Origin of the sequence: Providencia sp. PROV272, assembly GCF_049901975.1 — a bacterium.
Lineage (GTDB): Bacteria > Pseudomonadota > Gammaproteobacteria > Enterobacterales > Enterobacteriaceae > Providencia > Providencia stuartii.
The window spans coordinates 3,368,979-3,383,396 of sequence record NZ_CP096291.1 but is presented as its reverse complement, the minus strand read 5'-3'; the positions used below and the strand labels follow the sequence as shown (position 1 = coordinate 3,383,396).

Sequence of the window (14,418 nt, the reverse complement as noted above, 5' to 3'; positions counted from 1 at the left end):
AAGATATAAGAGTAAATAACGATTAATAAGCCATCGGAGGCTATATGTTAAGCATTTTTAAGCCAGCACCTCATATATCGAGGTTGCCAGCAGAAAAGATAGATCCAGTCTATCGCCGACTACGCTGGCAAATCTTCATGGGAATTTTCTTTGGTTATGCAGCCTATTATTTGGTAAGAAAAAACTTCGCCTTAGCGATGCCTTACCTTGTTGAACAAGGCTTTTCCAAAGGCGATCTGGGCTTTGCATTATCAGGGATCTCTATCGCGTACGGTTTTTCTAAATTTATTATGGGGTCTGTATCAGACCGCTCTAACCCACGGGTATTCTTACCGGCAGGCCTAATCCTTGCCGCAGTCGTCATGCTCATCATGGGCTTTGTACCATGGGCAACCTCTAGCATCATGGTCATGTTCGCGTTGCTGTTCCTATGTGGTTGGTTCCAAGGTATGGGCTGGCCTCCTTGTGGTCGTACCATGGTTCACTGGTGGTCACAAAAAGAACGTGGAGGTATTGTTTCTGTTTGGAACTGTGCTCATAACGTAGGGGGTGGTATTCCTCCTCTACTATTTATGCTAGGTATGGCATGGTTCAACGATTGGAAAGCGGCTCTGTATATGCCAGCATTCGCAGCAATCCTTGTTGCAATGATTGCTTTTGCTCTCATGCGTGATACGCCGCAATCATGTGGTTTACCACCAATCGAAGAGTATAAAAATGACTATCCACCTGACTACAAAGAGTCAGATGAAAAAGAGTTAACGGCAAAAGAGATCTTCATGAAGTATGTGTTCCCGAACAAACTGTTATGGATGATCGCAATTGCTAACGTCTTTGTTTACCTATTACGTTACGGTGTGCTTGATTGGTCACCTACCTATCTACGTGAAGTGAAACACTTTGCAATGGATAAATCCTCTTGGGCCTATTTCCTATACGAATATGCAGGTATTCCGGGTACGTTGATCTGTGGTTGGATGTCGGACAAAGTGTTCCGTGGTAACCGCGGAGCAACAGGCGTCTTCTTCATGCTCTTAGTTACAATTGCTACGATTGTATTCTGGCTGAACCCTGCTGGTAACCCAAATGTTGATATGGCTTGTATGCTAATCATCGGCTTCTTAATCTACGGCCCTGTTATGTTGATTGGTCTACATGCCCTTGAACTTGCACCGAAAAAAGCAGCGGGGACTGCTGCTGGCTTTACGGGTCTATTTGGCTACCTTGGTGGCTCCGTTGCGGCAAGTGCTATCGTTGGTTATACCGTTGACTACTTCGGTTGGGATGGTGGCTTTGCCGTCATGATCGGTGGCTCTGCACTCGCTGTAGTTTTACTCTTTATTGTGATGATTAGCGAATCTAAACACAAACGTGAATTAGCGAAAATGAACTAACACTTCATTAAAGATTCACGTTAACGCACTAAGCTCTGGGCTATATCAAAAAACGATATAGCCCTTTTTTTACCAAAAAAGTGACAAGGAGATACAATCATGCACTTCCCATTAAAAACATTGGTGGCAAGTATGGTTTTAGTGATGTCAGCTTCAGCGGTGGCACAAGCCGCCGAGAAAGTCGTGATCGCACACCGTGGTGCCAGTGGTTATCTACCAGAACATACATTACCAGCAAAAGCGATGGCTTATGCGCAAGGCGCTGACTTTCTTGAACAAGATTTAGTCATGACTAAAGACAATGAGTTAGTAGTACTTCATGACCATTACCTTGATCGCGTGACAGACGTCGCTGAGCGTTTTCCTAATCGAGCACGTCAAGACGGCCGCTATTATGCTATCGACTTTACTCTTGATGAAATCAAATCATTAAAGTTCACTGAAGGGTTTGATATTGTCGATGGCAAGAAGGTTCAGAGCTACCCTAACCGCTTCCCCATGGGCAAATCTGATTTTCGGATCCATACCTTCCAAGAAGAAATCGAATTTGTTCAAGGTCTGAATAAATCGACAGGGAAAAATATTGGTATCTACCCTGAAATTAAAGCCCCTTGGTTCCACCAGCAAGAAGGCAAAGATATTACGAAAAAAACACTCGAAGTCTTGAAACAGTATGGTTATACCGATAAAAACTCGAATGTTTACCTTCAATGCTTTGATGCAAATGAACTCAAGCGTATTAAGAACACCTTAATGCCTGAAATGGGGATGAATTTAAAACTTATCCAGCTGATTGCCTACACTGACTGGAACGAAACACAAGAACAGAAACCAGATGGAACTTGGGTTAACTATAGTTATGATTGGATGTTTAAACCCGGCTCAATGAAGGAAGTCGCTAAATATGCAGATGGTATTGGTCCTGACTACCATATGTTGGTTAGTGAAGATTCAACACCTAACAATATTAAGCTAACGGGTATGGTAAAAGATGCCCATGCCAATAATATGGCAGTACACCCTTATACTATCCGGGTCGATAAATTGCCAAAATACGCTAAGGATGGACAACAACTCTTTGATATTATCTACAATCAAGCTGACGTAGATGGTGCATTCACTGATTTCCCTGACTTAGGTGTACAGTTTCTCCAAAAACAGAAACAGCATCCATAATCACTAAAAAGCAGATTGCAGCCCTTTGGCTGCAATCTACACTGTTAAGCGATTGTGACAGGGAAAGCAATCACATCACTGATCTTTTCAGCCTTTAACGCAATCATAATCAAACGATCGACGCCAAGAGCCACACCAGAGCACTCAGGTAAGCCATGGGTTAGCGCAGCAAGCAAATGCTCATCAATTGGATGAACAGGCAACCCCAAGGCTGCACGTCGACGGTTATCTTGCTCAAAACGCTGGCGTTGCTCTTTCGCGTCGGTTAATTCACGAAAGCCATTCGCCAATTCCATACCTTTAAAATAAACTTCAAAACGTTCTGCAACACGATGATCTTCAGTACTAATTTCTGCTAAAGATGCTTGAGTTGCAGGAAAATGATACACCACAACTGGTTTTTCTTTACCGATATGAGGCTCTACGCCCATCGTAAATAACAGTTGCAACAGTGTATCTTTATCTTCTTCGTGCTCAGCGACATTACTCAAATCCAACCGAGCAGCGACTTCTTTTAACTCGCTTTTTTCTGCCGAGAGAGGGTCGATATCTAAATGACGTAAAAAGGCTTGTTGATAAGAAAGTAATTCAGCACTTTCACAATCCAGCACCTGTTGAAGCAAGTCATCCACTTCATTAATTAAACGGTACATATCATAATGTGGGCGATACCATTCAAGCATCGTGAACTCAGGGTTGTGGTGTCTCCCTGCTTCCTCATTACGAAAACTACGACAGAGTTGGTAGATTGGTCCACTGCCCGCTGCCAATAAACGTTTCATGTGGTATTCGGGGCTGGTCATCAAATAGAGATCGATCCCTTGTGCTGCACCGGGCCCCACAAAGCGGGTATTAAAAGGTACAAGGTGAATATCTGTGATGGTCGCCTGACTCATGGCAGGAGTTTCAACCTCAAGCACACAGCGCTCTGTAAAAAAACGTCTAATTTCAGCGATGATTTTTGCTCGCTGTAGTAGGTTAGCGATGGGTGCGCTTGGCTGCCAGTCCGCTACTTCACTCATTAATATAACTCCAAAATAAACACAGTCGTGCAGTTTACTCACCTCTTGCCTGACAAACAATCCATTCGCACTAATCAAATGTAATTGATGTATAAGCTGCCGTAATAATCGCTGTAGACAAACAAAAATATAGCAAGGTGAGCGAAATAATGCGTGATTATCCTCGGCTTCAATCGATTAAGCAAAAAAACGTTTTTATACCATTAATCCTTAAGTCAACTTGAGAAAGCAATCATGATTATTTCTAATATGATGTTAACCTGATGTTATAAATGACATTCATTATTAATAAACAAATAGGTTATTATTTCGTGAAAGGAAACGTCAGAAATAACAGCACAAACATACTGTATTTAATTTTTGTGTAAATCTTTAGGACAAAAAATACAAGCTAACAACATTTTTGTTATTATTCTCTTTAGGCCAGTCGATTCCCAATCGTACAAATAGATTTCCCCTCCATCCATTTTGCTAAAGATGATGGTAATTATTTGAATTTATGTTTTTTTTACTCATCACCATACTTAAAATGCCACGCATGAAAAAACAATTAATAAAAACTTGGCATAGATCACACTTTATAGGCTAAATCACCTAAAACCCCCCTCTATATCAAATTTATCATGAGGACTATTCGCTATAATTCAAAGCATGATAAGTCATTATTAGCTATTATATTATTTACTATTAAAAAAGAGAGTTTTTGCAGTATCACATTACGTGGCACTGACAAGCAGATAGCTAAGTATCAAAAGTATTTAAAAGAATTTATCAATTTACACTTGAACAATGGAGAAGCGCAGTGCAAACCTTCAATGCCGATCTAGCGATTATCGGGGCCGGGGGCGCAGGCTTACGTGCAGCGATTGCTGCCGCAGAAGCAAATCCCAACATCAAGATTGCTCTGATCTCAAAAGTTTACCCTATGCGTAGCCATACCGTGGCTGCCGAGGGGGGATCAGCCGCAGTAACTCAGGCCCATGACTCCTATGACTATCATTTTAATGATACGGTTGCTGGTGGAGACTGGCTGTGTGAGCAAGATGTCGTCGAATATTTCGTCGAACACTGCCCAACAGAAATGACTCAACTGGAACTATGGGGCTGTCCATGGAGCCGTAAACCAGATGGTTCAGTTAACGTCCGTCGTTTTGGCGGTATGAAAATTGAACGTACATGGTTTGCAGCCGATAAAACTGGCTTCCATATGCTCCATACCCTCTTCCAAACCTCATTAAAATATCCTCAAATTCAACGCTTTGACGAACATTTTGTCCTAGATATCATCGTCGATGAAGGCCAAGTTCGCGGTCTTGTCGCACTCAACATGATGGAAGGCACAAAGGTTCAAATCCGTGCCAATTCTATCGTCATGGCAACTGGCGGTGCTGGACGTGTTTACCGCTATAATACTAATGGTGGTATTGTAACTGGTGATGGTATGGGCATGGCTTTCCGACATGGCGTACCACTGCGTGATATGGAGTTTGTTCAATATCACCCAACTGGCCTACCTGGTTCTGGTATCTTAATGACAGAAGGTTGCCGCGGCGAAGGCGGTATTCTTGTCAATAAAGATGGCTATCGCTATCTACAGGATTACGGAATGGGCCCCGAAACGCCACTCGGTAAACCTGAAAACAAATATATGGAACTCGGTCCTCGTGACAAAGTTTCACAAGCGTTCTGGCATGAATGGCGTGCTGGCCGCACAATTAGTACCCATCGTGGTGATGTTGTCTATCTAGATTTACGTCATCTTGGTGCAGAAAAACTACATGAACGCCTACCTTTCATTTGCGAACTAGCAAAAGCTTATGTCGGTGTTGACCCAGTCACTGATCCAATTCCTGTTCGTCCGACCGCTCACTATACGATGGGGGGTATCGAAACAGATCAAAACTGTGAAACTCGCATCAAAGGCTTATTTGCTGTTGGCGAATGTTCTTCTGTCGGTCTCCACGGTGCAAACCGTTTAGGCTCTAACTCATTAGCTGAGCTTGTTGTATTCGGTCGCTTAGCGGGTGAGCAAGCCGCAAAACATGCAGCAGAAGCAACCCCAGCGAATGCAAATGCTATTGAAGCACGTACTCGTGATATCGAAGATAATCTGAACAAACTTCTCAACCAAAAAGGTAAAGAAAGTTGGGCGAAAATCCGTGATGAAATGGGTATGTCAATGGAAGAAGGCTGCGGTATTTACCGTACCCCTGAATTAATGCAAAAAACCATTGATAAGATTGCAGAGTTGAAAGAGCGCTTTAAACACGTTGAAATTACCGACCATAGCAGCGTTTTCAATACCGATCTGTTGTATACCATTGAGCTTGGATTTGGCTTAGATGTTGCCGAATGTATGGCACACTCCGCACTCAATCGAAAAGAGTCTCGTGGTGCACACCAACGTCTCGACGAAGGCTGCACTGAACGTGATGATGTGAATTTCTTAAAACACACATTGGCATTCTATAACCCAGAAGGCGCACCTCGTCTTGAATACAGTGATGTGAAGATTACTAAATCTCAGCCAGCAAAACGTGTTTATGGTGCAGAAGCTGAAGCTCAAGAGAAGGCAAACAAGGAGCAAGCTAATGGATGATATGAAACACTTAAAAATGGAGATCATGCGCTACAATCCTGAAACGGATAATGAGCCCCATTTAGTGGCATATGATGTCCCTTATGATGAGCAAACCTCATTGCTGGATGCTTTAGGTTATATCAAAGATAACCTTGCGCCTGATCTGTCTTATCGCTGGTCTTGCCGTATGGCGATTTGTGGTTCTTGCGGCATGATGGTTGATAATGTTCCCAAACTAGCGTGCAAAACTTTCCTACGTGACTACCCTGAAGGGTTGAAGGTAGAACCGCTAGGCAACTTCCCGATCGAGCGTGATCTGGTGGTTGATATGACTCACTTTATTGAGCGCTTAGAAGCTATCAAGCCTTATATCATTGGTAACGATCGTAAGCCTTCAGAAGGTCCGAATAAGCAGACTCCGGCACAGATGGCAAAATACCATCAGTTCTCTGGATGCATTAACTGTGGCTTGTGCTATGCCGCTTGCCCACAATTCGGCCTGAATCCTGAATTTGTTGGTCCTGCTGCAATTACCTTGGCTGAGCGCTACAACTTAGATAACCGTGACCACGGAGCAAAAGAACGCATGCCATTATTGAACGGTGATAATGGTGTCTGGAGCTGTACATTTGTAGGCTACTGCTCTGAAGTCTGTCCTAAGCATGTTGACCCAGCAGCTGCAATCCAGCAAGCGAAAGCAGCCAGCGCGCAAGACTTTATTATCGCCATGCTGAAGCCACGATAAGGAGAATTGAAGTCATGACTACAAAACGTAAACCCTATGTAAGGGAAATGAAGGGCGACTGGTGGCAAAAGTTAGGTTTCTACCGCTTTTATATCGTACGTGAAAGTACCTCCGTTCTTCAGCTATGGTTTAGCCTTTTAGTGTTATTCGGCGTATTCGCATTAAAAGGTGGTCCAGAATCTTGGGCAAGCTTTGTTGGATTTTTAAGTAATCCAATCGTCATTATTATCAACATTATTACACTGGCTGCGACGCTCCTTCATACCACAACATGGTTTAATCTAGCTCCAAAAGCCGTCAGTATTATCGTTGGTGATAAAAAAATGTCACAAGAGCCAATTGTTAAAGGTTTTTGGGCATTAACGATCTTAGTTACGGCAGCGATTTTAGCGATCGCACTGCTATTTTAATCAACGGAGGATCTGATGAATCTAACGCCTAAACGTTCCGATGAACCGGTTTTCTGGGGATTATTTGGTGCCGGTGGTATGTGGAGTGCCATTGTTGGACCTGCTATCATCATTCTCTTGGGAATATTAATCCCATTAGGTGTTGCACCTGAAATGCTAAGCTATGAGCGTATTGTCGCATTCTGCCAAAGTTTTATCGGGCGTATTTTCTTACTGCTCATGATAATTCTACCAGTATGGTGTGCTATGCACCGTATTCACCACACACTGCACGACTTTAAAGTGCATGTCCCAGCATCAAAATGGGTATTTTATGGTGGTGCGGCGATTATTAGCGTGATCGCTATTATTGGTGTCATTGCTCTGTAACAGCTTTACTGATCCCTCATATGCCTCACCGCTATGAGGGATTTTTCATTATACTGCCTCTCATCTCCCTTTCTATTTCCACGTTATTAAGCCGCTCTCTGGCTACTGTAATGACCGTTTCTTTATCAAAACTAGCGATTTCAATAAATCTGCTATGGCATGAATGATTACCCTACATGGTGCTATCCAAACTAGATTTGGCGATACCTGTATTATCCACTATTGCGTAAATCAATATGTTCGACGCAACGGCTTAACCCAACACTAGGGTGTCCTATTGGCACTCAACATCTTGGGCTATTATTTTTCTCACCAATTCTCGGGAAATGGCCCAATAAATAAGAGCATCATCCTATTCTTTTGCTCCCTGTTACAGAGTCTCATTGATAACAGATGTAACAGCCTTCTCAACCTACTGAGAGATTTAATTAATAAGGTGCCGCATTCCTGTTAAGTTAATTGCTACATCTAGTATCGGCAAGATTACCAGACAATATTCACCTTATTCACCGTTTATGATTATCCCCATTTTTATGCTTACTTTTTTATGTTTGACTTGTTGTCTTGAATCAGCGAAAAATCAATAAAGAAGAAAAATAACATATCTGAGATATCACGTTAGTGTATTTCCCTCAATGATAAAACTGCTTTGATTATTACTGGTTGTGTTTTTTATCATGTAATGAATGGGTCAATTTTAATTATTAAAAAATAGAGAGGGGATCCCAATTTTAGACATTGAGATCCCCTCTATTTTATCAATAGATTTTTAATCATTTAGCAAAATGATTTAATTATCTAAAAAGTCTTTTCTCATTGGTACGAATATATCTAAAATTTCACCATTAGATAAACACTCACAGCGATGTTTCTCATTTGAAGGAATATAAACAACATCGCCTTCTCCAACTTCTTTAGTCACATGCCCCACTTGATATCTAAATTTCCCTTTGAGTATATAACTCATTTGTTCATGTGGATGAGCGTGTAAGTCACCTGATGTACCGGTTGTGAAAGATAATCTTGCTATCATCATATTTTCACTGCCAGGGAACAACTTACGTCGCGTACCTGAGGCAATGTTTTTTGCCTCTATTTCCTTATCGAAAATAAACATTATGACCTTAACTTTAAATAATATAGCTGTTTAATTTGATTTTTCTAACGATTCATTATCAGGCGTAATCGGCTTAATATTTCTTAACATCACTAAATAAACCAATGCCCCTATTGCACAAGCAATACCAGATACAATTAATGCCCAAATAAACGAACCGGTTGCTGCAATAATATATCCAGTCACAATAGGTCCTAAAATACCGCCACAGTTAGAAACAGCGCTTTGCATTCCACCTAAGACCGACGTCATATTTCGTGGTGCAACATCTCCTGGTAAAGACCATATTGCTGAGGCTGCAAATGCGAGTGCCGCATAAGATAAGCACAGTAAAAACATCATTAAAGTAACAGATTCAACTAACCCCGAAAATGCGATACTGGTTGCAATCAGCATGCCGCCCACAATCGGTAATTTACGAGCAAGGTTGATATTATTATATTTAATATACAGATAATCTGTCGTCCAACCACCCAGCCATTGACCTGCGATCCCACATAGTGGTGGTAACATGGCAGCAAATCCCATTTCTTCTAAACTCATGCCTCGTTCCATCATTAAATAAGCAGGGAACCAAGTAATAAAGAAATAAATGGCGTAGTCCAACATAAAGAAGCCGATACACATAGCTTGTACATTGCGATAACGGATCAACTGATACCACTTCATCGGCTGGATATTATCAATACCATCTTTTTTAATTTGCCCATCACGAATATAAGCAAGTTCTTCAGCACTAATTTTTGGGTGTTGTTCAGGATCGTGATATACCTTTAACCATGCAAAAACCCAGAGAATCCCTAATGCGCCGCAAATAATAAATGCTGATTCCCAGCCCCATTTTGCAATGATCCACACCACTAATGGCATTGCGAACGCTGTTCCAAACTTAGAACCACTATCAAATAATGCCGTTATTCTGCCGCGTTCACGATCTGGAAACCATTTTGCCGCAATACCACTATTACATGGATATGCTCCCGCTTCCCCCATTCCCATTAGAATTCGCGTGGAAATAAAACTCAGTGGTGTTTTGGCTAATGCTGTGGCGGCCGTTGCTAATGACCACCACAACACAGACCCTGCCAACGTTTTTCTTTGACCATATTTATCCGCAATAAAACCCGCTGGTATTTGGCATAATGCATAACTCAAGAAAAACGCCGACATTATCCATCCCATCATCTCTGGCGAAATTTGCAGTTCTTCTGAGATAGTCGGTGCTGCTGCAGACATAACAGTTCTATCTAAGTAATTAATAACAATCGCAAGCGTCATTAATATCGCTATCGAAAACCTTATTTTTGTACCTTTGTTCTTATTTTTCATCGTAACCATACCTTTTAATAAGGAGAGGAAACCAGATAGTGTTGTCACTATCTGGCTTATGTATATGAAGTTACTTAAACAAATGCTCTGGATTAACTGTGAATTTCGCTAATTTATCGATGTCTAGCTCAATACCAAGCCCCGGTAATTTTGGGATCGTTAAATACCCTTGCTCATCCACTTTAAATGGTGTTTTAACAATGCCATCAATATATTGGCTACCACCGATAAACTCGACAAAATCCACTTGTGGGAAGGCTGCTGCCATTTGTAAGTCGGCCGCCAGCCCCATTGCGGTATTCCAACCGTGTCCAACATACTTAACACCAAACTCATCAGCCAGCCATGCGATTCGACGTTGCTCTGAAATGCCGCCCACTTTCGTCACGTCAGGTTGAACAATATCGAATGCCCCCTGAGAGAGCCATGGTAAGAAAGATTGACGACGGGTTAACACTTCACCACCCGCAATCGGCACTGGGCTTTCTTTACGCAGCACTTTAAAGTCCTCAAGGTCATCCGGACGTAACGCTTCTTCAAACCAACCAACTTGATATTCCGCTAACATATGCGATGTTTGGATTGCCCATTTCAAGCCATTTGGCCAATATGCATCACTTGCGCCCGCATCAACTAACAAGTGTGATTCGTAACCTGCCGCATCCCTTGCTGCCTCAACAATTGCTCTATCTAATTTGGCATCATTGTTACGTCCAAATGGGCCCCAACCAATTTTAAATGCTTTAAAACCAAGCTTTTTATAATCAGAGATCACGTTGAACATCGTCTCTGGTTCTTCCATGAGTAAAGAGCAATACGGCTGTACTTTGGAACGATAATTACCGCCAAGTAACGTACTTACGGGGAGTCCTGTTGCTTTACCTAAAATGTCCCACAATGCAATATCAATGCCGCTAATCGTATGTGTTAACGTTCCCCCGCGCCCCATCCAAAATGTATTTTGTCTAAGTTTTTCAGACACTCTTTCTGGCTGTAATGCACTTTCACCAATACATAAAGATGCTAGTACAGGGATGGCGGCTTCAACTAAGCGACCATCAGTGAATACGCTGCCGTACCCCGTGATGCCAGCATCAGTGTGCACCGCAATAATGGCGTGGATCGAATCTTCTGGTTTGATTTCATTGGACCATCCCCCTTTTGGGCTCTCCCCAAATAAAGGAACGGCAACAATTTCAGTAATTTTTATATCTTCAAGCATGTTGTTCATGTCTTTTCCTTCTCTTGCTTAACTGAATTTGAAGCATTTAACAACATTGTAATATTGTATACAATATTCAATTGTTGAATATGTGATCCATTCTGGGTTTATCTCCCCCTCGAAAAAATATCGCAATAGTGGGTTTTTTATTGGTTTATTGCTGGCCAATGTGATAATTTTGATGCATTAAAGGCGCAATCAACTACCAATTAATTCTTTGATTAGTAACAAATTTAATAGGCTAAACATCATGACAGTTGGAAAAGGGCAACAATCGCAGAAAATCACCTCGCAAGAAGATTACTGGAAGCCAATCAAAGCAAGGACACTCACTGATGATGTGGTAGATAAAATTGTTGAGGCGGCAACCCGTGGATTTATCCTGCCAGGGGATCGCATTGTTGAAAAAGAAATTGCAGAAAAAATGAATGTCAGCCGTGTTCCTGTTAGAGAAGCCTTAAGAGTATTAGAAAGCCAAGGGATCGTGATTAATGAGCCATTTAAAGGCATTCGAATGGCCCCTGTTTCAGAAGAGAGGCTGGATGAACTGATCGAAGTCAGAATTCTATTAGAACGACAGGCTATTAAAACCTTTATCGCCAAAAATAAGCATTTAGATCCACAATCTATCGAACAGTTAAACCAGTGTATTGTGCAAATGGCGCGAGCAGCAAAATTAGCGGATAGCTATGAATTCTCGCTTTGTGACGTGAATTTCCACCGAACATTATGCCAATTAAGCGGTAACAATACCCTAACCGCATTATGGGAAAACGTCTCTAAGCAGTTGACCATTATCATTGGGATATCAACCTTTACCAAGCCTATGGAAGAAATTATTGATGAGCACAAAGTGCTATTAGATAAAATACGCTCAGGGGATCTCAATATTCTAGAAATTGAAATCAAAGAGCATATTCGCAATCAAAATAAAGAGATTAACTTCAATCAAGCTATTGATAAAAAAAGAGAACCCAAGTAAGTAAACCTAGCATAGCTTCCTGATAAAGAGGCAGTGTTAATGAGCACACAAGTGAAAACACCTAGCACCTAACCCGAAACAGAGCATGTTGACTAATGAATAAATGTCTCAGGGAAATTATTTCTACAGGATTTGGAAATATAACGGCGAATTTGGGATCTTCAACGTACTAAAGAACACAAACATCTAGTCTATATTTTTCGGTACATTTTCACTGATTGAAACTTTATCATCTCCCGTCAATACGGGCGCCTATTTGCCCCCGTATTGACGAGTATATTTATTTTAGCTTGAAACTTTTAAGCCAATTAAACCAATAATAATTAACCCAAGGCTAAGTAAGCGGAATATATTGGCTGATTCCCCCAAGAAAATAATCCCGACAATGGCCGTACCAACAGCACCTATACCTGTCCATATTGCATAAGCGGTTCCTGCGGGCAAATCACGCATTGCATAAGCTAATAACCCCATACTCGCAATAATCGCGACGATTGTAATAATACTTGGGGTAAGACGTGTAAAACCGTGAGTGTATTTTAGGCCAACGGCCCAAACAACTTCTAATAAACCGGCAAATAAGAGGATGATCCAAGCCATTGCTTTTCTCCCGAATGTAACCGGGGTCGTCCCCATTATTTAATTAACGTGTGCACTCATCCATATTTGGCTTACAGTATTGTCGACTAAGCCCGATTGTATCGGTTTATATGCTTCTATTGTCGTTCTACTGCACTTCAAACGGTTTAGAGTACATATTCAGGTCGTCCTGAAAACGTGAAGTGAAATATCATTATAAATCCTCAATTTCCCCAACTCAAGTAATAAAAAATAACAAATTAGCTGCAATCAACAATAGAAATTTACATATTTGTACTGTATTAAAATTTCTATCGCGAAATTATACAACCAGAGGTAGAGTAGAAAGCTTCACTTACGACAGCCATTGAGAGTAGCATGAGCTTCAAAGATATATTACTCGCCCTGTGTGTGGTTATCATTTGGGGTGTTAACTTCGTGATCATTAAGCTCGGCGTTACCGCGCTTCCACCATTATTATTAGGGGCATTGCGTTTTATATTCGTGGCATTTCCCGCTATTTTTTTCTTTAAACGCCCAAAGATCCCCTTCAAATTATTACTCTTATATGGGTTAACGATTAGCTTTGGTCAATTTGCTTTCCTCTTTTGTGCCATTCGTGTCGGTATGCCCGCTGGGGTCACATCCGTTATTTTACAATCCCAAGCCTTTTTCACCTTACTCTTAGGTGCCGTCATCTTAAAAGAATCTCTACAAGCCACCCATTTCATAGGAATGTTAATTGCCGTCGTTGGGCTAACAATATTGGCTAAAGGTGCAACAGCCGGCGGCTTGGATGATATTCCATTATTAGGATTAACTTTTACGCTAATCGCAGGGCTTTCATGGGCATGTGGTAATATCACCAATAGGATGATTATGCACAATCAGCAAGAGGAAAAATGCAGTGCACTCTCCTTGGTCAGTTGGAGTGCTCTTATCCCTATTATCCCTTTCTTAATAAGCTCATGGCTATTTGAAGGTGAAGAGGCCATTGTACAAGGCCTATCTGATTTTAATTGGCCAGTATTTGGCACCATCATTTACCTTGCTTATCTATCTACTTTTGTGGGTTATGGTTTGTGGGGTGTTCTATTAGGTCGCTATGAAGCTTGGCGGGTTGCTCCTTTTTCTCTGTTGGTGCCCGTATTCGGCCTAAGCAGCAGTGCATTATTCCTTGATGAGCATATAAATAGCATACAATTTGCTGGGTTGATACTCATCATGTTTGGGCTGATTATTACCTTATTTGGTAAAAAGCTCATCCAACGGATCAGAAGCCATTAAGCCAAACTAGGCAGGGTATAGACTTTCAAGCTCTGCCTATGATTTCGCTCTTTATATGCACCAACTACACCAGCGTATAATAGCAATATAAAGAAAATAAATAGCATTTCTCACAAATCAATCGCTTTCCCTCTAGCTGAAATCGAAATAAAATCCAGTTAACTGCTATTATTTAGTGATATTAATAACAGTTATGAAATTTATT

Annotated in this window: 13 protein-coding genes; 8 read left to right on the top strand and 5 right to left on the bottom strand. The window is 41.4% G+C overall.

Going from position 1 to position 14,418, the window contains the following annotated elements:
- Positions 1-44 precede the first annotated feature (44 nt).
- Positions 45-1,394 (top strand): glycerol-3-phosphate transporter, encoded by a 1,350-nt coding sequence (gene glpT, locus M1E93_RS15600; RefSeq protein WP_004925781.1) that lies wholly within the window; start codon positions 45-47, stop codon positions 1,392-1,394.
- 99 nt (positions 1,395-1,493) lie between these two features.
- Complete coding sequence (gene glpQ, locus M1E93_RS15595; protein ID WP_036942962.1) at positions 1,494-2,570, top strand: glycerophosphodiester phosphodiesterase; 1,077 nt, start codon at positions 1,494-1,496, stop codon at positions 2,568-2,570.
- Positions 2,571-2,614: 44 nt separating this feature from the next.
- On the opposite strand, the gene epmA is transcribed toward glpQ, so the two are convergent.
- Positions 2,615-3,592, bottom strand: coding sequence for an elongation factor P--(R)-beta-lysine ligase (gene epmA, locus M1E93_RS15590; protein WP_004925785.1), 978 nt, complete (start codon positions 3,590-3,592; stop codon positions 2,615-2,617).
- Between the two features lie 802 nt (positions 3,593-4,394).
- Between epmA and frdA the strand changes: the two genes are divergently transcribed.
- From frdA to frdD, 4 genes are read left to right on the top strand one after another with little or no spacing between them, the layout of a single operon-like run.
- Positions 4,395-6,191, top strand: a complete 1,797-nt coding sequence (frdA, locus tag M1E93_RS15585) for a fumarate reductase (quinol) flavoprotein subunit (protein WP_004925792.1) — start codon at positions 4,395-4,397, stop codon at positions 6,189-6,191.
- Complete coding sequence (locus tag M1E93_RS15580; RefSeq protein ID WP_014657515.1) at positions 6,184-6,918, top strand: succinate dehydrogenase/fumarate reductase iron-sulfur subunit; 735 nt, start codon at positions 6,184-6,186, stop codon at positions 6,916-6,918. Before frdA ends, M1E93_RS15580 begins: the two co-directional genes overlap by 8 nt.
- A gap of 14 nt (positions 6,919-6,932) precedes the next feature.
- Positions 6,933-7,328, top strand: coding sequence for a fumarate reductase subunit FrdC (gene frdC, locus M1E93_RS15575; protein ID WP_004925800.1), 396 nt, complete (start codon positions 6,933-6,935; stop codon positions 7,326-7,328).
- A gap of 15 nt (positions 7,329-7,343) precedes the next feature.
- The gene (gene frdD / locus M1E93_RS15570) at positions 7,344-7,697 is read left to right on the top strand and encodes a fumarate reductase subunit FrdD (protein WP_004925804.1); all 354 of its coding nucleotides are present in this window, start codon (positions 7,344-7,346) and stop codon (positions 7,695-7,697) included.
- A gap of 790 nt (positions 7,698-8,487) precedes the next feature.
- Here frdD and M1E93_RS15565 read toward each other — a convergent pair.
- The 3 genes from M1E93_RS15565 to M1E93_RS15555 all read right to left on the bottom strand — a co-directional run bounded on the left by M1E93_RS15565 (position 8,488) and on the right by M1E93_RS15555 (position 11,374).
- On the bottom strand, positions 8,488-8,814 hold the full coding sequence (locus tag M1E93_RS15565) for a cupin domain-containing protein (protein ID WP_060560751.1): 327 nt from the start codon (positions 8,812-8,814) through the stop codon (positions 8,488-8,490).
- Positions 8,815-8,844: 30 nt separating this feature from the next.
- A complete protein-coding gene (locus M1E93_RS15560; RefSeq protein WP_104873199.1) occupies positions 8,845-10,143 on the bottom strand; it encodes an MFS transporter in 1,299 nt (432 codons plus the stop codon).
- Positions 10,144-10,213: 70 nt separating this feature from the next.
- Positions 10,214-11,374, bottom strand: coding sequence for a mandelate racemase/muconate lactonizing enzyme family protein (locus tag M1E93_RS15555; protein WP_426207010.1), 1,161 nt, complete (start codon positions 11,372-11,374; stop codon positions 10,214-10,216).
- Between the two features lie 241 nt (positions 11,375-11,615).
- Between M1E93_RS15555 and M1E93_RS15550 the strand changes: the two genes are divergently transcribed.
- Positions 11,616-12,347: a GntR family transcriptional regulator gene (locus tag M1E93_RS15550; protein WP_004925825.1), complete on the top strand. Its 732-nt coding sequence runs from the start codon at positions 11,616-11,618 to the stop codon at positions 12,345-12,347.
- A gap of 285 nt (positions 12,348-12,632) precedes the next feature.
- Here M1E93_RS15550 and sugE read toward each other — a convergent pair whose 3' ends face one another.
- On the bottom strand, positions 12,633-12,947 hold the full coding sequence (gene sugE / locus M1E93_RS15545; RefSeq protein WP_014657512.1) for a quaternary ammonium compound efflux SMR transporter SugE: 315 nt from the start codon (positions 12,945-12,947) through the stop codon (positions 12,633-12,635).
- 357 nt (positions 12,948-13,304) lie between these two features.
- On the opposite strand from sugE, the gene M1E93_RS15540 reads away from it, so the two are divergent.
- Positions 13,305-14,213 (top strand): EamA family transporter, encoded by a 909-nt coding sequence (locus M1E93_RS15540; protein ID WP_053109823.1) that lies wholly within the window; start codon positions 13,305-13,307, stop codon positions 14,211-14,213.
- The last annotated feature ends 205 nt before the right edge of the window (positions 14,214-14,418 follow it).